Source organism: Brevibacillus formosus (assembly GCF_003013405.1).
In the GTDB taxonomy this organism is placed as follows: Bacteria; Bacillota; Bacilli; order Brevibacillales; family Brevibacillaceae; genus Brevibacillus; species Brevibacillus formosus.
In genome coordinates this window covers 99,121-119,816 of record NZ_PXZL01000009.1, presented here as the reverse complement: position 1 = coordinate 119,816, position 20,696 = coordinate 99,121, and the positions used below count along the sequence as shown (strand labels likewise).

Here is a 20,696-nt window from a genome sequence, read left to right as displayed (position 1 = left end):
TTTTTGATAAGAGTAATTAAAACTTCATGAAAGTAATCGTAAATCTTGTAAAGCTGTCTTTCTCACTCTCCACTTTAATCAAGGCATGATGTGCTTCGATAATGGCTTTGACTAGCGCCAGTCCAATCCCAGTCGAATCATGCTTTTTAGAACCTGTTGCTTTGTAAAATCGATCAAAAATGTGCGATAATTCCTCAGGTGCAATTCCTTCTCCAAAGTCTTGAATCACTAACTCCGTATAGATCGGCGTATCTTTTACTTGAATCATGATTGTACTGCTGGGTTTGGAATGCTCGATCGCATTCTTCAAAAGGTTCAACAAAGCTTCCTGCATCCATAGTTTATCATGAGTAACAACGATTTCCTTCGGCGCATCCCAATCAATGGCTATATGCTTTTCACTAATCATGCTTGCCAAGCGCTCCAGAACTTCCTCGATCGTCTCCACCAAATTGGCCGGCTCTTTATCAAATGAAATAGCTCTAGCGTCGATTTTCGCTACTTTTAACAAATTTTGAATTAAGACATTCATTCTCGCAATTTGAACTTCATTATTTTGCAGTAAATGAACTTGCTGCTGACGAGGCAGTTCTGCATTCAACAACATTTCATTGTAGATGGAAATCGTTGAAAGAGGCGTTTTTAATTGATGGGAGATATCTTGCAGCATTTGTGCTAAAAACTCTTTCTCTTCCAGAAGATCCTGCATGCTTTTTCGAATTATATCTTTCATGGAACGAAAGGAAGCCGCTAGTTTGGCGAGATCCCCTTCCTTATTTTCATTGATGACTACCGAGTAGTCCCCGTCGATTATTTTTTTTGCAGCGGAAGTAAGCTGTCTAATTTTATGAAAGACAATCTTGTATTGCAAAAAGCTTGCGCCTAGCAGTATCAATCCGAAACAAATCAATCCCCAATAAATCAATTGATTATGGCTGGAAATATGTTTATTTAATAGGGGAAAAAGCTCTGATGCCAAATCTTCATATAATCCATACTGTCTAAAGATCTCTCTTCCTTTTTCCTGATACTCACTTGAATTAGATGCGTGACTTGTTAAGACTTTCATAATTTCCGTTTCATTCTCGGGATTTTGTTCAACCAATCTAGCCGTAATTTCACCCCAGGTTGCAATGGAGTCGCTTTTCAAAGCATCATAAAACAGTTGATGTGCAATAAACTGGTGAATGGTAAATAGTGATAACAGAACGGCCAGTATCGTCATATACCCTTTCAATTCGGTATTCTTCATCATCTTACTCTCTACTCACATCCTTATTCCAACGGTAACCCAGTCCTCTTTGGGTGACGATAAACTGCGGATTTTTGGGGTCATCTTCCACTTTATCTCTTAGACGCTTAATGTATACAGATAGCGTGTTTTCATCAAAAAAAGCATCTTCTCCTTCCGATACTTTCATCAGTAGATCATCTCTTTTTAGTGCTTTATGGGCGTTCATCATGAAAGTTAGCAGAAGCTTGTATTCAAGATTGGTTAATGGAATGCTTTCCTGATTCTTATAAGCTTTGACGAGATTCGTATCCATTTTTATATTTTCAGATGCTAAGGTGATAGAAGATGTTTCCAACCTCCCACGTTTGCGCAATTGCACTTTCACTCTGGAAATGAATTCCTTGACTCGGAATGGTTTCGTTATATAATCGTCCCCGCCAATATCCAGGCCCATTACTACATTTGCTTCTTCATCCAATGCCGTTAAGAAGATAACAATCGATGAATCGTTTTGTTTTTTGAAATGCAGACATAAATCATAGCCGTTTCCATCTGGAAGGCCGACATCTAGGATCGCCAAATCAAAAGTATGTTGATCAAACTGGTGTTTCGCTTCTTTTACACTAGAGGCTCTGACTACCTCATAGCCTTCATTTCGTAATGAGAATTCTATGGCTAGACCAAGCGCCTCATCGTCTTCCACAAGCAATATTTTATTCAAGGTTGTCCTCTCCCTATCCTCATTCCATTTCAGCCATTGACTAATCCGAATAGCCCGACTATAAAATAGTCAGGCCCATTCTATCATTGTTCTCTGATAACATCGATAATATTATCTTTTTGGATTTTTCTCAGTGGGAATAGAACAGATAAAATGCTGATGATCAACGCTGAAACAAACGTAATGAGACAAGCTTCGTAGGGGATCGTCCATTCGACGCTCAAGACACCGGAAGCCGCCAAATAGATAATATAAGAAAGTATACAACCGAAAAAGATCCCTTGCAAACTTCCAGAAAAACCATAGATTAGCGCTTCATAGATGATCATTTTTTTCAAATCCCTTTGTGACATGCCTATGGATTTTAACGCAGCCAGTTCTTTTCGTCTGATGATGATGCTGATCGTAATCGTATTAAGGATATTGAGACTGCCAATCAAAGAAATAACTGTGATAAAACTGTATACCAGCACTTTTATAACGAGCTCTGAATCTTTCTTCACTTTATTCTCATCGATGTGATTCACAATGGTAATGGCGTGTTTTTTTCCAACAGACTCCTCGATGTGAGCAACAGTTGTAACAGATTGAGTCTTATCCTTCAATTCGATTTCAAAACTAAGGTCCTGTTCCTTCACTCCAGATACATTTTCAACCGACTTCAAAAGCTCCAAGATTTGCTGCCTTTCTGCTGAAAAACCATCATGATCTTGTTGCAAAGAGATGGATAGATCTGATTTCGTCGATAAATCTTTTACATATTTGGATGCAAATGCGATATCCATCATAGACGAGAAAGTAATAAACAATACACTGGAAATAATGATGGATAGGATCGTAATGGTATAACGATTTTTATTTCTTTTGACATTTTTCAAGGCCAGGCTCAAGGGAAAAGATAACGGCTTTTTCAACACGTTATTCTTGTGCTTTTTGATCGCCTCTTTTTTAATAGATAACCTGCTGCTGATTGCCAGCAATGGGGATATTCTGCCCGCAAAAAAAGCCGGGTAATAACTGGACGCTAGTACGGCCGTCAGCGTAATGATCGAACTGATGAATAAAATCCGCCAATCGATATGAAAGAACGAAACATCTGCACCATCTTCTAAAATGATCGAGAAAATCCATTGGAGAGCAGCAACCGCCAAGATGCTACATACAAGCCCAACCGGTATGGCGATGACAGCCAGTACAGCAGCTTCTCTCATCACGATTTGTCTAATTTGCTTTCGTGTAGCGCCGATGCTTCGGAGCAAGCCGAACTGCTTCATTCGCTCTACGACGCTGATTTGAAAAGCGTTGTATATCACAACAATTGTCGCGATCACAACAATACTAACGATGATGACGAGCACGGCCAAAATCGATTGATTCGATCCCGGTTTCAAAACTCTGATCATTTCCTCATTGATAACAAGATTCTTGTCTTCCGTAAGTGATTTTATCTCCTCTAAAACCTCTTTAAAGTCCGCTTTCTCGTTGATTTCGGCTAAGATCCTGCCCTCTCCAATAGCAAAATCATGTTTGTAGGTTAGGAAACGACCCACTTTATTTTTCTGAGTGAACGCACGATTATCCAGTAAACCAACCAGTTGATAGATTTGACCATCCAATTCAAATGAGTCGCCGATCTGAAGTCCCTTTTTCAAATAAGGAAGCATCCAGGAATCGACGACTGCTTCACGCTCATTGGCTGGTAATCTGCCATCAACGAGACTGTAGGTTAAAAACTCCATGGCGCTATGATCAGCGAAATTCTTTTGAACAGTAACTTCTCCGACCGGGACGATTCCGCCCTGAGACATCAAACCATACGAAGCAATTTGGGGATTATATTTGATTTTGTTTAATAATGCTTCATCGTAATTTGAAATACCGAGATGAAAAGAAAACCCGTTTATCTTCTTGATGTTCTCGATTTGGGATAGTTGTGATCCTTTCATAAAAAGGCCGACTGTGGAAATTAACGCTACAGAGAGTACGATTCCGATCAAAGTCAAAATTGTTCGTTTCATATTCCCCTTTAAATACTTGCTGCCTAATTGTTTATAACTGCTGATCAAAATCATTCTCCTCCAGTTTGTTGGCTAATTCGCAGCAAGCCGTTGATCTGAAATGATCGTTCCGTCTTCTATCGTGATGATCCGGTCAGAAGCCGAAGCAATCGTGAGATCGTGAGTAATCAAGACAATGGTTTGATTGTATTTTCTAGCAGTCAATCGTAATAAATCCATGACTTCCTTCGTATTTCGTGTATCCAGATTCCCAGTGGGCTCATCCGCCAAAATCAAATGCGGTCGATTCATTAAAGCCCTGCCGATGGAGACCCGTTGCTGTTGACCACCCGATAATTCGGAAGGTAAGTGGTCTTTCCGTTCATGGAGCCCCAGGATTTCAATCAGTTCATCTAAATACGTCATATCTATCGGTTCATCATCCAATAACATGGGCAACGCGATATTTTCCTGGACATTCAATACCGGGATCAAATTAAAAAATTGAAAAATAAACCCGACTTTTCTTCTTCTGAATATCGAAAGCTCATCATCTGTATAATCGTAAATATTATGATCCCCAATGAATACTTGTCCTGAAGTTGGACGATCCAACCCGCCTAAAATATGCAGCAGTGTACTTTTACCAGAGCCGGAAACACCAACGATGGAAACAAACTCTCCTTGCTGAATCGAAAGGTGAATCCCCTTTAACGCATCTACCCTGCTATTTCCTTCCCCATAACTTTTTACTACGTTTTCCATTCGTACAACTTCCATAAAGCTCACCCTCTCACCACCCAAACTCAATCTTGTACGTCTACGAAGTTTACTTTGTCTTCACTTTTTGCGTATACGTTCCCGATTTCTTGTAAGACATGGTTCACCTTATCTTTCTTCTTAAAATCGAAGCTGTCATTTTCAAACTGGATCAAGGAGAGCGTTGACTCTGCTTCGGTTAATTGGTTGTAAGTCTGTTCGTTAACAATAACAAGGTCCGCTTGTGGTATATACCCGATCCACATCTGATGGTTCACATACTCTACAGGTACCATCTGACCGTTCAAATCAATTTGGCCATTCTTCATTTCATAATCACTTGAAGAGTAAAACAGATTTTGACCATTCGATAATTCTTTTATGCCAGTAACAGGGTCTGAAATAATAGACGTACTGTCTGGATCTTGTCTGGCTCTGAGAATCCCCTTCTTGACGAATTGCTCAGCTGTGGATCGAGTTACAACCGAATATTTGATATCTCTGGTTTCAAATTCTTGACCCGTTTCTTTCTGATCTTGCTCTGACAATTTCGTAATTTTTTTCGTTGTAACCAATTTCATTTTATAGTCCATCGTTTGTTTGGTGTTATCTTTATACAACTCTTTGACCTTATTCGCATCCTTTTCTGTGCCAATAACGAGAACACCATCAACCGGTTGCGATGGACCTTCTACAAATCGTTTTACTCCGAATCCAATCCCTGCAAAAATGACAATAACCAACAAGAAACCTATTACTTTTTTCATCTTAATTGCTCCCTTATAAACTATTTATGTCTGGATTATAGACGAGACTTTCCTGTAATTGAATGACTCTAGTCTAACGATTTTGACCTTCTTTCTTACAATTTAGTAAGAATGGAGATAATGACATGCTTGTTGACAGAAAAAGGCTGTCTCGCAGTCATTGTTCATGACTTGGGACAGTCCTCTCTACGTTTTCAGATTATGCTTTTTTAAGATTGAACCGATCCGCTCCCGGTTGTTAACAATGAAAAACCAATTGGATAATGGTACCTTCACCGAGCTTACTTTCTATTCTTATTTCAGCGTCATGAATTTTGGCAATCTCCTTACATAATGAAAGCCCGAGGCCGAGGCCTCCTCCATTGGCTCTTGCTCTCGATTTGTCGGACATAAAGAATGGCTCAAAAACTTTTGTTATGTCGTCATCAGGAATACCGATCCCTGTATCTTTCACTTCAAGAATAATTTTTGACTCCGTATCTCTGTATGAACGTAGAAGTATTTTATCGTTGTTCTTCGATGCTTTAATCGCATTGTCTATCAGGTTTGCAAGTAAAATTTTCATCAAATCCTTATCCATTAAAACACTCACATGCTCCGACGATATTTCCAAATCCATATTCTTTATGTTCAGCTTTGGAATAAAGGAATGTTTGATTTCCACAAAAAGTTCGTCAAGCTTTCCCTTTTTTAACTCAAAATCTTCTTTTCGCAAAACAATGAGCTCCATAAGCTTAAATGTCAGTTTCTCTAGCCGCTTTCCTTCATCATAGATAAAGCTTAATGAGTTGATATAAGTCTCTTCATCATATTTATTCGTTCGTAAATAATCCGCATAGCCTATGATCGAAGTTAAAGGAGTCCGAAGTTCATGTACCAGGTTATCGATAAACCTTTGCTTGTCTTCTGAAGTTTTTTTAAGCTGGTTTACTTTATCTTCTACATCAACGGCCATCAAATTGAAATTTTCAGCTAACAACCCGATTTCATCTTTCGATTTGACCATGACTCTTTCGCTGAAATTCCCGCCTGCAATTATTCTTGTTGACTGGATCAGTTTATTAATCGGTTTTACGATAAACATGCTCATGATTATGGTAACAATGACCAAAATTGCTGAAATAAGAGCATTTAGCTTGATTAAAAGGCTTAATAAGTCTTCTCTATTTTCATAAACACTCGAAATATCTTTCACATAAGAAAGCTTATAGTGATTATTTTCCAAATAAATATTCTTAGCGATAAATAAGTACGTCTTTTCCCCTACATCCCGTATGATGTAATTTACTTTATCTGATGGGATGTTTAATTCTTCACGATTAGTAAGAGTTATCTTGTTGTTTTTAAAATGGCTAAAAATAACTTTGCTATTTTCATCTATTACATCCAGATACACATCCTGTTCTCCGAGGTTGTCCAAGTACGTACGAATCATGGAATCTATGTTTGGTTTGCCAACTCCTTCTGCATCTGGGGTTGAAGATTTTTGGACTTTAAGTAGATATAGATTTGATTCTAAGGAGTTAGCAAATCGATCCTGTTCACTTATCCCGGAACGGATCTCCATATTGAGATTGAGTTCAAAGCTGCTATGAATAAGGTAAATGGATGCTGGTACAAAAAAGATTTCGAATATGATTAATGTACACAAAAATATCCTCTGCCAAAATTTCATTTATTCTTCCAGCCTATATCCCAATTTAAATACTGTTTTAATTTCATCTTTCCATCCCAGCTTTTTTCTTAGCTTTTGTATATGGTTGTCAATCGTTCGAGTCTCGCCAACGTAGTCATATCCCCAAATTTTTTCTATGATTTTTTCCCTCGTTAATACGATGTTTTTATTTTGCACTAAAAACACCAATAATTCGAACTCCTTCAAGGTAAGCTCAATTATTTCACCGTTCTTTTTCACCTTCATTTCTTGCAAGTATACTTCTGTGTCTTTAAAATTTATGATGTTGCTTTTTTTATTGTAATGCCTTAATACATTTTCAATCCTAGCCAGCAATTCAATTCCTTCAAAGGGCTTCGTAATATAGTCATCTACTCCCGCTTTTAATCCATACACCTTATCTGTGACAGAACTTTTCGCAGTTAAAAAAATGACAGGTATTCCTAAAGGTTTAATTTTTTCAAATAAAGTAAATCCATCCACTTTTGGAAGCATGACATCCAAAAGGATGAGATCAAAACGATCGCTTTCAATTACACTCAGGGCTTCCTCTCCATTAAAAACGATTGAACTCTCATAATTTGCGGTATTTAAATTCAATTTTATTAAATTTGCTACTGCGATATCATCTTCAACAACTAAAATTTTGATCATTCTGTTTTTACCTCATTCCTTTTGTAACTGTTAGATGGAGTAAGTACCATCTCGGGCACTTACTCCATGTTATCCGTCCTGCAATATCTTAATTTACTTACAGTTCTCTGAAATTCTCACGGTAATCATTTTCTTCAGAAGGTAGAGGGAGTAGTCTGTCATAATTAATCTCATAACTAGATACTGAATAATTCTTCAGACTCATTGTCAGTGTTACATCCCTTCCATCTTCCAGATCGCAAAGAACACGTATGGTTCCGGAATTAGCCGTCTTACTAACCTTCATCGTATTTTTCTTAACATTTTTCTGTTGTTTATCAAAAAAGTTGATAACCGCAGATTTAACTTTCGCATCATCGATTGTTGTCTCTGAGCTTCGATCTTCATTAGTGAAAGCAGTTAAAGAAACAATTTCCCCTGTTGCTTCATTTATGACAATGCGATTAGATGCGGGCATTGGCTGGTTTAAGTCTTCAGCTCGAATAAACTGTACCACGATAACATTTGCGGTATCTTTTTTCGCGTTTTCTTTTAATACAGCTGCATCTTCTTTTGAATATAAATCCATGAAGAACTTAAAATCTTCTTGCGCGTTCGTTCTATTCACACGTGCCTCACCAAAAGATTTCGCGTCAAGCCCCATATAGTCTTTTAGAGCTTTGGTTGCCATTTTTACGGCTTCTTCATCACTAATCTTTCCATTTGCTACTTTGGCTACAGTGGTTTGATTTGTGCCATTTCCTGCTTTGCTTGCCACTGTTACGACTTTGTTTTTAGTAGAATGAACCGCGTTTTCGGCTGCAAATACAGCTGCTGTAGCACCGCCTACAATTGTTAGTGCCATAGAAAAAACGAGAATATTTTTTTTGTTCATAGTAATGCCTCCTGAAATTTTTTGTTTTTGGTTTGTGCACAAAACCCTTGTTACAGTTCATAGAATATAGCGTTCATATGTTAAAAGTATCTTTCAGTTGTCTCTAAGTTGTAAATTCTAGAGAAGATTAAAACCACCTGGCGGCTTGCTTCAGGTGGTTTTCAAGAGCGGGTCTCGCATTTCTTTAACCGATTCAATTACTAATATTACTATAGAAAAGAAAAGCAAAGAACAGTATTCTACAACAAATACTGTTCTTTGCTTTACATTTTCAGATTATGCTTCTTTAAGATCGAAACGATCTGCATTCATTACCTTCACCCATGCAGCGATGAAGTCACGCACAAACTTTTCTTTGTTATCGTCTTGTGCATAAACTTCTGCAATGGCACGAAGTACGGAGTTTGAACCGAACACGAGGTCAACAGCTGTCGCTGTACGCAGCACTTCCCCGGTTTTGCGATCACGTCCTTCAAAAATGCCACCTTCTACAGGCTTCCACTGTACTCCCATGTCTAGCAAGTTAACAAAGAAGTCGTTCGTGAGTGTACCGACGCGATCCGTGAATACGCCGTGTTGTGTGCCACCGTGGTTTGTCCCGATAACACGCATACCGCCAACGAGTGCAGTCATTTCTGGAGCAGTAAGGTTTAGTAGCTGTGCTTTGTCTATCAGGAGTTCCGCAGGGCTGACACGATATTGTTTCTTCTGATAGTTCCGGAAACCATCAGCGATTGGCTCGAGTACAGCAAAGCTTTCTTCATCTGTCTGCTCTTGTGTTGCATCGCCACGTCCAGGAGCAAAAGGAACCGTCACATCAAAGCCAGCATCTTGTGCAGCTTTTTCTACTGCGGCACTACCGCCGAGTACAATCAAATCGGCCATACTGACTTTTTTACCAAAGTCCTCTTGAATGACTCCTAGGATCGTAAGTACTTTTTCAAGCTTTTTCGGCTCATTCACTTCCCATTCCTTCTGTGGAGCAAGACGGATGCGAGCACCATTCGCGCCACCACGCATATCCGAGCCACGGAAGGTACAAGCGGAAGCCCACGCCGTTGTTACCAGCTCACTGACGGTAAGACCCGAGTCTAAGATCCGTGTTTTCAGTTCTGCTACATCTGCATCTGTTAATTCATATTCAGCAGCGGGTACAGGATCTTGCCAGATAAAATCTTCTGCTGGAACTTCTGGGCCTAAATATCTTGAGCGAGGCCCCATGTCGCGGTGTGTGAGCTTGAACCATGCAGTTGCAAATGCATCTGCAAACTCCTCTGGATTCTCATAGTAACGACGAGAAATCTTTTCGTATACTGGATCCATACGCAAGGCCATATCCGCAGTGGTCATCATCGTTGGAACACGAATGGACGCATCTTCTGCATCCGGTGCAAGATGCTCATCAGCAGGGTTTACAGCAACCCATTGGTGTGCACCTGCAGGGCTCTTGGTCAGCTCCCATTCATATCCGAACAATAGTTCAAAGAAACCATTATCCCATTGTGTCGGATTTGCAGTCCATGCACCTTCAATACCGCTGCTAATGGCGTCGCGACCTTTACCGGAACCGTGTGTGCTCTGCCATCCTAAGCCCATTGCTTCCAAAGGAGCAGCTTCCGGCTCTGGGCCTACAAGAGCAGCATCTCCTGCGCCGTGAGCCTTCCCAAATGTATGGCCACCTGCCACGAGTGCAACCGTTTCTTCATCGTTCATTCCCATGCGTTTGAAGGTTTCGCGAATGTCGCGAGCACTCGCAAGCGGATCTGGATTCCCGTTCGGACCTTCGGGGTTCACATAAATTAGACCCATTTGAACTGCTGCAAGCGGATTCTCGAGCTCACGATCGCCGGTGTAACGCTTATCGCCTAACCATTCCTTTTCCGCACCCCAGTAAATATCTTCTTCTGGATGCCAAACGTCCGCGCGTCCGCCTCCAAAACCGATTGTCTTCCCGCCCATGGATTCAATAGCAGCGTTCCCTGCTAGAATTAACAAGTCGGCCCAAGAGATCTTGTTGCCGTATTTTTGCTTAATCGGCCATAGAAGTCGACGAGCTTTGTCAAGGTTGGCATTGTCTGGCCAACTGTTAAGCGGAGCGAAACGCTGTGTGCCAGTTCCAGCGCCGCCACGGCCGTCTCCTGTACGATATGTACCAGCGGAGTGCCAAGCCATACGAATAAATAATGGCCCGTAATGTCCGTAGTCGGCAGGCCACCAATCTTGGCTGTTTGTCATTAGATCATAAAGATCTTGCTTGAGGGCATGGTAGTCCAGCTTTTTGAACTCTTCTGCATAATTGAAGTCTTCGCCCATAGGGTTAGATTTTCTGTCATGCTGATGCAGGATGTTCAAGTTCAACTGGTTGGGCCACCAGTGTTTGTTCGATGTAGCACTAGGGTTGTGATTCGTAGTGCTACCGTGCGAAAACGGGCACTTTCCAGTGTTAGCAGTTGCCATAGAGTCCATTTGTCCCTCTCCCGTCATTTAAATTAAGTATCAAATAATAATACTTCTAATTAAGTTATATAGCAGTTAACAGGGGAAATCAACATCTTTTTGCTTTTTTCATGGTAAGGATTATGGACAGTCGCCAGTGGCATCGTATAAACACGATAAAATATATGAACTCTTTCATTTTCTATTTTATGCTGATTCTAACGTATGCATGGACCGTGTAGATTATGATCTTCTCACCAGCTCGTTAGCCGCTTTCCTGCATGAACTTCCATTCGATCCATTACAAAAAGCCCACTTTTCTCCCGTAACGGAATGTGGGCTTTTAGTACGAAATCGGTTCAAATTCACTTACGATGATTCTCTATCATTTTCTTAATACAAGCTGGATAACATGGGCTAATCCAGTGTGTGCCTTTCCTGCCACACGCTCTTGTTCGCCATAGAAGAAATGGATCACCTCATGCCCTTCGCACCAATCAAGGATTTCTTTGGGGTCATATAGCAGTTCAAGCTCTGAAGGTCCGCCCGTACCATACTGTAGTTGTTTCTCGGAGAATACCTCAAGCATGAGAATTCCTTTGGGCTTTATCGCCTTTTTCATTTTATTAAGAACCGTGGTCTGAGCGTCTTTATGAAAATGTCCATATACCATAATCGCGGCGTCATATTCCTCTTGCGGGACATCTTCCTCCAGCAAGTCAATTTTTTGGGTGTGTACGTGAACGCCATGCTTCTGAGCCAGTTTTTTCGTTTTTTGCAATCCGCTTTCCGCATAGTCAATGGCTGTCACTTCTAGATTCCCTTTTGCTAAAAAAGCGGCATTCCGGCCTTCACCTTCTGCAAACGCAATAACTTTTTGAGATTGTTCGAAGCGAAAAGCTTGTTGTTGAATAAATACGTTTGGTTCTTCCCCGTAGTAATATTCGTCAGTATTATAACGCTCATTCCAAATATTCCCCATACTTATCGGCCTCCCTTGATCAAAATATTTCCTGGTGCAAATCATCGCTATATAACAAGCTCTGGATGCTTTTTATAACCATTATGGATTTATTATATCTATAATATCTTCGTAATGTATGATGTGTCAATAGGTGAAGATTCACCACTGTAATCCTAGACAAGGTAAGTTTGTACGTGCAGGCAGAGCAGTTTTAAAATGACTCATGACAAAGGGCGAATCGACTCTACTAGACATCCGCCCTTTGCTCGCTTTGCTTCAATGTCAGTTGGATATAAGTCTGCTAACTTACTTTCCTTTCATATATCATCACAAGGCTACCTCGCCATCAGGCTCTTTGCTCATACAACTTCACGATTTCGATGATGGTGTTCACAGCGTGCATCATGTTGTCAACGGAAACATATTCGAACCGCCCGTGGTAGTTTTCCCCGCCTGTGAAAATATTCGGTGTTGGCAACCCCATGTAGGATAGCTGGGAGCCATCGGTACCACCGCGAATCGGCTGAATACTCGGCACGATTCCGAGGTTTTCGAGCGCTTGTATAGCAATGTCCACTACTTCCATTACAGGCTCAATCTTTTCCCGCATGTTGAAGTATTCGTCTTTGATTTCGAGCTCAATTCGCTTCTCTCCGTATTTTTTCTGTAACTCTTCTACGATACGAGCCAGTTCAGACTTTCTCTCCTGAAACCGATTACGATCGTGATCCCGGATTAAATAACGAAGCTGCGTTTGCTCGACGTCACCTTGAATGGAAAACAGATGATAGAAGCCTTCGTAGCCTTCCGTCTCCTCAGGCGTTTCCTCAACCGGCAGCATTCCATGCAGCTCCATGGCTATTTTAGCAGCGTTGACCATTTTGCCTTTAGCCGATCCGGGGTGAACGTTCTTCCCTTTACAGGTAATAGTGGCTGATGCAGCATTAAAGCTCTCGTACTCGATCCCGCCAAGAGGGCCGCCATCCATCGTATAGGCATATACTGCGTCGAAGGCGGACACATCAAATTTATCAGGGCCTCTGCCGATTTCTTCATCCGGAGTGAAGGCTACTCTTACTTTCCCGTGTTTCAGTTCTGGATGGCGAATCAAATAAGCCATGGCGGTCATGATTTCGGCAATACCAGCTTTATCATCAGCGCCTAGCAATGTGGTACCGTCTGTCGTGATTAAGGTGTGGCCTTTGTAGCTAGCCAGCTCTGGAAACTCGCGCGGCGAAAGGACAATATTCTGTGCTTCATTCAAGACAATGTCTTCTCCGTTATAATTTTCAATGACTTGCGGCTTCACGTCAGCCCCGGTAAAATCCGTGGCCGTATCCATATGAGCAAGAAAACCGATTGTGGGAATTTCTTTGTCTGTATTGGACGGTAGGGTTGCCATTACATAACCGTTCGAATCCATCGCAACTTCCTGCATACCGATGGCTTTCAGTTCGTCAACAAGCATTTGGGCAAGTACAAGCTGCCCTGGTGTTGAAGGGCAAGTTTCGCTGTTTTCATCGGATTGTGTATCAACTTGTGCGTAAGAGATGAATCTATTCATGATTTCCGTTTTCATGGTCTTATCTCCACTCCGGTACATTTAGTCAAAGCTGTTTTAGAAACACATGATCTCGTGACAAATTCTACCATGATCCCCATCGATTCTTCAATCTATTGGCCCCCAGCCTCATAAACATTGGTTTTGGACTGACTCAGAAAAATAAACCAGCAACGAGCCAAGACCTGAAAATACAGTCTTAGACTCACCGCTGGTTTGATTGAAATATATTACTTCCCGTTCAAATGATAGATGAGTTGCACAACGCCAGAGGAGAACGTTCTTGTATTCACCAATTTTACATTCAACCTCTGTTTTATATCCATAAACAACGGTTTTCCTTCTCCCAAAATAACAGGGTGAACAGATAAGCGAAATTCATCTACAAGCTCTAAATTGATAAATGTTGTAATAAGACTTGCTCCACCATATAGCCAGATGTCTTTCCCAGGCTTATTCTTTAGTAGGTTCACTTCTTCAATAATATTATCGTTGATGAATATTGCTTTATTATCAGTCCCTTTTTGTGTCTTGGAAAACACATATTTTTCTTTACTATGAACCAATGACCAAATCTCCTTTTCATTATGCGTATGTTCATTTTCCGGCGTAAATTGTCCCCATAAATCATAACTTTTTCTTCCATATAGAATCGTGTCAATTTGATGTAAGAAATGAACAAACCCCATCTCTGAGTCCATTATGCACCAATCAACTTCTCCATTCTTCCCTTCAATAAACCCATCTAAAGTAACGGCTAAATCTAATATGATTCTTCGTGTCATGAGTGGTTACTCCTTTCGTTGATCTACCACCCATTTTAGACCTGTAAATATGTCACCTTGTGTCTTATTCGCAGTATAAAAACAGCTCACTTCATTGGCGGTAGATACCAATGAGTGAGCTGTTTTATGACGTGAGGCTATTTCATCATCGTGCTCCATGCATCGGGCAATAAATGTCCTTCTGCTACCAGCTTTGAGTTGCCTTCCAAATAAACGGAATCGGCAGCATAATCTGAGAGATGGTAAGAAATTTTAAGTGGTCCCCCTCGAGTAAGCAGGTTCACAGAAGTGTCTACATGTCCTAAAATACCAGCAATGATTGCAGCAGCAGTCGATCCGGAACCGCACGCGTAGGTTTCTGCCTCTACTCCGCGCTCATAGGTTCTGATGCTAAGCGTTTGCCGATCAATCCGTTCCACAAAATTTACATTAGTACCATTGGGAAACCGCTGTAAATCATTTCTGACCATTCGTCCCCAATCTCTAAGCTGGTCGTCCGCTATCGCGAAAACATTTTCGACAAACCAGACCGTGTGGGGAACTCCGACAACACCATAGTGGTAGACGCCGCTCGGTCCGTCCCATTCATATGGTTGATTTAGCTCCAGTGCTTGCAATTGAACGTCGGGGAACTTGACCTTCACGCCGTTCTGATTGAGCTCTGCCTGATAGATGCCAGCCATCGTTTCGAAGCTCATCTTCGTCTTGGCTGCTCCGATGTGATAAGCAAAGCGCGACATGCACCTTGCACCATTGCCGCACATTTCTCCTTCACTGCCATCTGCGTTAAAATACCTCATCTTAAAATCGGCGATGCTTGAGTTCTCCAGCAGCATGAACCCATCCGCACCGATTGAAGTGCCTCGCCTGCATACATTTTGGACAAAGGCTGAAAGCGCAACCTCGTTCAACAGGCCATCGCGATTGTCTACCACAATAAAGTCGTTGCCACAGCCATTCATTTTTTTAAACGGGATTCCAAGATCAAACATTTCGATCCTCCTTTTTCCGATGTACCGTGTTTTCATCCAAACGACTGCTCCACAGGATGGACTGGAGATCTGTCATCTTGCTCTAAGAAGGATCGATTGCGGGATATGATTGGTAGAGATGACAAGCGACCTTTTGCCCTTCTATTTCACACAGCTTTGGCAATTCGACTTTGCATATTTCCATGCTGGAACGGCAGCGTGGATGAAATTTACATCCCACCGGCGGATTAGACGGAGACGGGAGATCTCCCGACAACACAATTTGCTCTCGTGTATCATCCGGATCGGTAACAGGTTTGGCTGAAAGCAATGCTTGTGTATAGGGATGCAGCGGTCGTCCAAACAGCTTCTCTTTCTCAGCATACTCGATGATTTCACCTAAATACATGACCGCCACTTTATCGGCAATGTGCTCAACTACGCTCAAATCATGCGAAATGAAGATATAGGTCAAGGAAAATTGTTCTTGCAAATCCTGCAGCAAATTAAGGATTTGCGATTGAATCGACACATCTAGTGCGGAGACAGGCTCATCTGCGATAATCAGCTTTGGCCGAAGAATCAGGGCGCGGGCGATGCCAATTCGTTGTCTTTGCCCTCCGGAAAATTCGTGAGGATAGCGAGAGAGATGCTGCTTGCTCATGCCGACAATCTCAATCGTTTCTTCCAGCAGCGCTTGTCGCTGCTCTCGGGGAATACCGTGCGAAATCAGCGGTTCCGTCAAGATGTGCCCGATCGTTAATTTCGGGTTCAACGTTTCAAATGCATTTTGAAAAACCATTTGCATATTTCGCCTTACTGCACGCATTTCATTTTTGTTCATTTTTCCTATTTCGTTACCTTGGAAACGAATTTCACCTTGGACCGGCTCCAGCAAACGCAGAATACATTTTCCCAGTGTAGACTTTCCGCAGCCTGACTCCCCGACAATCCCCAGCGTTTCTCCTTCATAGACGCTCACATCAATCCCGTTTAGAGCATGAACATAATGCGGTTGTTGAAACCACCCTTTTTTCAAGCGAAACAGCTTTCGCAGCCCTTTCACTTCCAAGATTGGAGTCGTCATCCACCTACCACCGAGCTTTCCTGTTCATGACCCTTGTCTTGGGTAAATAACCAGCATCGACAAGAAGAATACTGATCCACTGGGCGGAGCACAGGATTCCGCTCCCAACATATCTCCATCACTCTATCGCATCGCGGGGCAAACCGGCACCCATTGGGTTTGTTTTCCGGTGTCGGCACACTGCCTTTTATGCTGTGGAGTCTCTTTGCGCGTTGCCTTGGCGTCGATTGGAGCAAGCCCACGGTGTACGGGTGCTTCGGATTGCGCAGCAACGACCGTACGTCCGCTGTTTCAATCGCTTGTCCCGCATACATTACCATGACGCGGTCGCACATTTCAGCGACCACTCCTAGATCATGCGTAATCATGATCACTGACATGCCGATATCCCTTCTGATTTTTTTGATCAGATTCAAGATTTGCGCTTGAATGGTCACGTCCAATGCGGTCGTCGGTTCATCAGCGATCAGTAATGACGGATTGCATGCGATCGCCATGGCAATCATCACCCGCTGCCTCATTCCGCCTGACAAACGGTGCGGATAATCCCTGTAAATCTCTTCGGCTCGGGAAATGCCCACCACAGTAAGCAAATCCAGTACCCGTTGCTTAACCGCCGCTTTGCTTTTACCCTCATGCTCGTGAAGTACCTCACTGATTTGTCGGCCGATCGTCAACACCGGATTTAACGAATGCATCGGTTCCTGAAAAATCATCGCCATTTCCTTGCCTCTGAGACTGCGCATCTCGGCTTCACTCAGCGCAAGCACTTCTTTCCCGTTCAATCGAATGCTTCCAGTCAAAGCGGCATTATTGTCCAACAGTCGCATGAGCGAGAGCGAAGTGACGCTCTTGCCGCACCCCGACTCTCCGACAATTCCGAGTGTCTCCCCTTTTTTTACATGCAAATCAAGCTGATCTACAACCGTAATCGTACCCGACTCCTTCGAGAACCGGGTTGTCAGCCCTGTCACTTCCAATACATTGTCCATATAGGGAACCCCCTCTCCAATCCTCTTATTGGCCTTTTACTTTTGCGTACGAGGATCAAAAATATCACGCAAGGCATCTCCCAACCGGTTTACTGCCAACACGACGATCGTGATGGCCAATCCCGGGTATGTCGCAAGCCACCAGGCATCGGACAAATAATCTTTTCCTTCATTGAGCATGGTCCCCCATTCGGGAGTCGGTGGCTGTGCGCCCAAGCCGATAAAGCCCAATGCAGCCGTATCGAGAATCGCTCCCCCGACGAACAGTGTCATGTAAACGAACAATACATTCGTAATATTGGGGAGCACCTGAAAAAGAATGATCCACCAGCTCGGCGTCCCGATCGATCTGCTGGCCTCCACATATCCAGACGACATGATGACGAGCGTCGCTGCTCTGGTCAGACGCGCAAAGCTCGGAATCGAAGAAATACCGATTGCGATCATCGCATTGGTTTGACTCGGTCCAAGAGCCGCGACAATGGCCAAGGCCAAAATGATCCCAGGCAAGGCGAGCAAAATATCCATAATCCGCATGAGCAGGTGATCAATAAATCCTCCCACATATGCACTGATGACACCAATCATCGTTCCTGCCGCTACTGTGATGCCGACTGCCATGACAGCAACCACAAGCGTAACGCGTGTTCCGTATAAAATACGGGAAAGCAAATCGCGGCCGATCGCATCCGTTCCGAGAACATGCTTGGCAGACGGGCCTTGCAAAAAGGCATCGTAGTTACTTTCAGTAGGGTCATAAGGAGCGATCCAAGGCCCGACGATTCCAATCGCAGAAATGAGTAAAAGCACCACCAAGCTTAGTTTTGCTGCTCGTTGTTTCTTGATTTTCCCCCAAAATGCAAACTCGGGAAAAATTGGGGATTTGGCATGTGTCGCTCCATGTACGGCGGTTTTGCTCACCTCATTCAAGTTACCGCCCCTCCTTTTCCGCAATAAGGTCGACACGCGGATCAATCAAACCATAGAGCAGGTCGACCATCATATTTACCACGACGTAGACGAAGCCCATAAGCAGCACAATGCCCTGAATCATCGGAAAATCACGGGCTGAAATCGCACGGATAGCCAATGTGCCGATCCCAGGCCAGTTGAACACTTGCTCGATGATAACCGCACCGCCCAGCAGAGTCGCGATTTGCAAGCCTACCACCGTAACAACAGGAATCATGACATTGCACAGGGCGTGCCGGAATAGGATGATCGTCTCCCTCAAGCCCTTGGCCCGTGCCGTTCGAATGTAATCATGGGAAAGCACTTCGACCATACCTGAACGCGTCAGTCGGCTGATCATCGCGGAAGACAAGACGCCCAAGGTACAAGCAGGCAAAACAAGATCCTTCCATCCCGTACCACCCGCGATTGGAAACCAGCCTAATTGCACGGAAAATAACATGATTACGATTAACCCCAGCCAGAAGCTCGGGAGTGATAATCCGATCGAAGCTGCCGCCATCAGCATAAAGTCCAAGAGCGTATTCTTGTATTTCGCAGCGATAATTCCCATCGTTAAGCCAATCACGACCGCGATGCCAATCCCAGCGAAGGCTAGCTTGGCCGTTGCCGGAAACCGTTCCAATATTTCCGCGATGACAGGCCTTTCCGTTTGTAAGGAAGTCCCGAAATCCCCTTGGATGACTTTTTCCATGTAGGTCAGGTACTGCTGAGGAAGGGGGTGATTTAGCCCCATTTGTTCACGTAACTGTTCCACTTGTGCTTTTGTAGCCTTTTCCCCTAACATGATCCGTACCGGATCTCCAGGAATAAAATGAACGAGCGCAAACGAAAAGATGGAAATGCCGAGGAGGACAATCACTCCTGATAGCATCCGATTCAACAAATACTGTTTCATGATTCGTTCCCTCCTCTCTTTCAGGATGCGTATTCATTGCTTACGGCTAAACTCGCTTGGGAATTTGGCGATAGGAGCCCATCATACGAATTACCGTTTGATTTCCGTCTCGTATAAAGCGTACGGTTTGATCCGACCCGTCAACGTTCGCGAGAAAAACGTCTTCGTCGATCGCTTTTAAAGAGAATGAGTCCGAATGATCGACCGTTACGATCAACGTGCCTGCATCCACGCTTACCTGAAGATGAATTCCTTCCATTGAGCCGTACTCGCCCGCATATTCAAGCAGACGATCTGTTGGAAGGTCATATTCCTTATACGTGACATGCGTTGATTTCGCCGGACGATTTTCGATGCAGTGAAACGTGCCATGTGCCAATGCGGCAGCCGGCGAACCGCTGAGATTGGTGAGCACCACGGCAGCCAATCCGTTCTCGGGGATGATGCTCATGCAGGCTTGGATCCCTTTCTCTCTACCGCTATGGCCCAGCATCACAGCACCGTAGAAATTGGGTGTAATCGCTACACCATACCCGTAATATTGGTTATGTTCACATCGGAAATAAGGGGTGGTCATCTGCTGCACACTTTCCGCGCGAAGAATTCGTTCCTTGCCAATCAAACCTTTTGTTCGAAACAGCTCGGTGTATCTCATCATGTCGGTGAGCGTTGATTTTAATCCGCCGGAGGATTGAAACGGCGGTGTCTCAAATAGCGGTGTTCTATCCTCGTACCCGTGCCACTCCACCAAAGAAAAGCAACTATGCTTCATTCCCGCTGGTTGGAGAATATGCTCCTTCACATAAGTCGAATATGGCTTGCCGCTAGCCCGCTCAACAATTGCTCCCAGTAGCGTATAGCCATCATTGGAATAACTGAACTCCGTACCTGGTACACCCAATAAAGGAAAATCCAGTTGTGCCATATAGGTCATCAATTCCTCATAGGTGTTCATCCCACGCTTGAGTGCTTCATCGGCGCAAGATAATGGCGGCAAACCTGAGGAATGGGTTAGAAAGTTGTGAATGGTGATTGCTTCCGTTTTACTTCCCGTTTTTACATGAAACTCTGGCAAATAACGGGAAACAGGATCGGCAACCGTCAGTTTTCCGGCTTCCTGTAGCTGCATGATCGCAATAGCGGTGAACGATTTCGTAATCGAAGCGATTCCGAACAAAGTATCAACTGTAACTACCTGACCTTGCTCGACATCTCGATAGCCGAAGCCTTTGGCATAAACGAGCTGTCCGTGTTTGGCCACTCCAATTGCAGCTCCAGGCACCTTGCTTCCCAACATTGTTTCTCGGACAAACTCCTCATAACTCACAATCCATTCCTGATTGTTCATG

Annotated in this window: 18 protein-coding genes; all 18 read right to left on the bottom strand. The window is 43.2% G+C overall.

Annotation, left to right across the window (positions count from 1 at the left end; translation table 11 throughout):
* Positions 1-16: 16 nt before the first annotated feature.
* The 18 genes from C7R91_RS09870 to C7R91_RS09785 all read right to left on the bottom strand — a co-directional run bounded on the left by C7R91_RS09870 (position 17) and on the right by C7R91_RS09785 (position 20,695).
* On the bottom strand, positions 17-1,252 hold the full coding sequence (locus C7R91_RS09870) for a sensor histidine kinase (protein WP_047069525.1): 1,236 nt from the start codon (positions 1,250-1,252) through the stop codon (positions 17-19).
* 4 nt (positions 1,253-1,256) lie between these two features.
* Positions 1,257-1,955 (bottom strand): response regulator transcription factor, encoded by a 699-nt coding sequence (locus tag C7R91_RS09865; RefSeq protein WP_047069401.1) that lies wholly within the window; start codon positions 1,953-1,955, stop codon positions 1,257-1,259.
* Between the two features lie 83 nt (positions 1,956-2,038).
* The gene (locus C7R91_RS09860) at positions 2,039-4,021 is read right to left on the bottom strand and encodes an ABC transporter permease (protein WP_047069524.1); all 1,983 of its coding nucleotides are present in this window, start codon (positions 4,019-4,021) and stop codon (positions 2,039-2,041) included.
* A 24-nt stretch (positions 4,022-4,045) separates the two neighbouring features.
* The gene (locus C7R91_RS09855) at positions 4,046-4,732 is read right to left on the bottom strand and encodes an ABC transporter ATP-binding protein (protein ID WP_047069400.1); all 687 of its coding nucleotides are present in this window, start codon (positions 4,730-4,732) and stop codon (positions 4,046-4,048) included.
* Between the two features lie 26 nt (positions 4,733-4,758).
* Positions 4,759-5,478: a lipoprotein BA_5634 family protein gene (locus C7R91_RS09850; protein WP_047069399.1), complete on the bottom strand. Its 720-nt coding sequence runs from the start codon at positions 5,476-5,478 to the stop codon at positions 4,759-4,761.
* Positions 5,479-5,716: 238 nt separating this feature from the next.
* The gene (locus C7R91_RS09845; RefSeq protein ID WP_047069398.1) at positions 5,717-7,153 is read right to left on the bottom strand and encodes a sensor histidine kinase; all 1,437 of its coding nucleotides are present in this window, start codon (positions 7,151-7,153) and stop codon (positions 5,717-5,719) included.
* Entirely contained in the window at positions 7,154-7,807 is a 654-nt protein-coding gene (locus tag C7R91_RS09840; RefSeq protein ID WP_047069397.1) for a response regulator transcription factor, read from the bottom strand.
* A gap of 97 nt (positions 7,808-7,904) precedes the next feature.
* Positions 7,905-8,681 carry a hypothetical protein gene (locus tag C7R91_RS09835; RefSeq protein WP_047069395.1) on the bottom strand — a complete coding sequence of 259 codons (777 nt, stop codon included), beginning with the start codon at positions 8,679-8,681 and terminating at the stop codon, positions 7,905-7,907.
* Between the two features lie 276 nt (positions 8,682-8,957).
* On the bottom strand, positions 8,958-11,147 hold the full coding sequence (gene katG, locus C7R91_RS09830; RefSeq protein WP_047069394.1) for a catalase/peroxidase HPI: 2,190 nt from the start codon (positions 11,145-11,147) through the stop codon (positions 8,958-8,960).
* Positions 11,148-11,502: 355 nt separating this feature from the next.
* Positions 11,503-12,099: a class I SAM-dependent methyltransferase gene (locus C7R91_RS09825; protein WP_047069393.1), complete on the bottom strand. Its 597-nt coding sequence runs from the start codon at positions 12,097-12,099 to the stop codon at positions 11,503-11,505.
* Between the two features lie 328 nt (positions 12,100-12,427).
* Positions 12,428-13,660, bottom strand: coding sequence for a peptidase T (gene pepT, locus C7R91_RS09820; protein ID WP_047069392.1), 1,233 nt, complete (start codon positions 13,658-13,660; stop codon positions 12,428-12,430).
* A 212-nt stretch (positions 13,661-13,872) separates the two neighbouring features.
* Positions 13,873-14,427, bottom strand: coding sequence for a dihydrofolate reductase family protein (locus tag C7R91_RS09815; protein WP_047069391.1), 555 nt, complete (start codon positions 14,425-14,427; stop codon positions 13,873-13,875).
* 137 nt (positions 14,428-14,564) lie between these two features.
* Positions 14,565-15,419, bottom strand: a complete 855-nt coding sequence (dapF, locus tag C7R91_RS09810) for a diaminopimelate epimerase (protein WP_047069389.1) — start codon at positions 15,417-15,419, stop codon at positions 14,565-14,567.
* 82 nt (positions 15,420-15,501) lie between these two features.
* Entirely contained in the window at positions 15,502-16,485 is a 984-nt protein-coding gene (locus C7R91_RS09805) for an ABC transporter ATP-binding protein (protein WP_047069388.1), read from the bottom strand.
* Complete coding sequence (locus C7R91_RS09800; RefSeq protein ID WP_047069386.1) at positions 16,482-17,477, bottom strand: ABC transporter ATP-binding protein; 996 nt, start codon at positions 17,475-17,477, stop codon at positions 16,482-16,484. The genes C7R91_RS09805 and C7R91_RS09800 overlap by 4 nt, the downstream gene beginning before the upstream one ends.
* A gap of 36 nt (positions 17,478-17,513) precedes the next feature.
* Positions 17,514-18,407: an ABC transporter permease gene (locus tag C7R91_RS09795; protein ID WP_047069385.1), complete on the bottom strand. Its 894-nt coding sequence runs from the start codon at positions 18,405-18,407 to the stop codon at positions 17,514-17,516.
* Position 18,408: 1 nt separating this feature from the next.
* Positions 18,409-19,347 (bottom strand): nickel ABC transporter permease, encoded by a 939-nt coding sequence (gene nikB, locus C7R91_RS09790; protein ID WP_047069382.1) that lies wholly within the window; start codon positions 19,345-19,347, stop codon positions 18,409-18,411.
* Between the two features lie 46 nt (positions 19,348-19,393).
* On the bottom strand, positions 19,394-20,695 hold the full coding sequence (locus C7R91_RS09785; RefSeq protein WP_047069380.1) for a serine hydrolase domain-containing protein: 1,302 nt from the start codon (positions 20,693-20,695) through the stop codon (positions 19,394-19,396).
* Position 20,696: the final 1 nt, after the last annotated feature.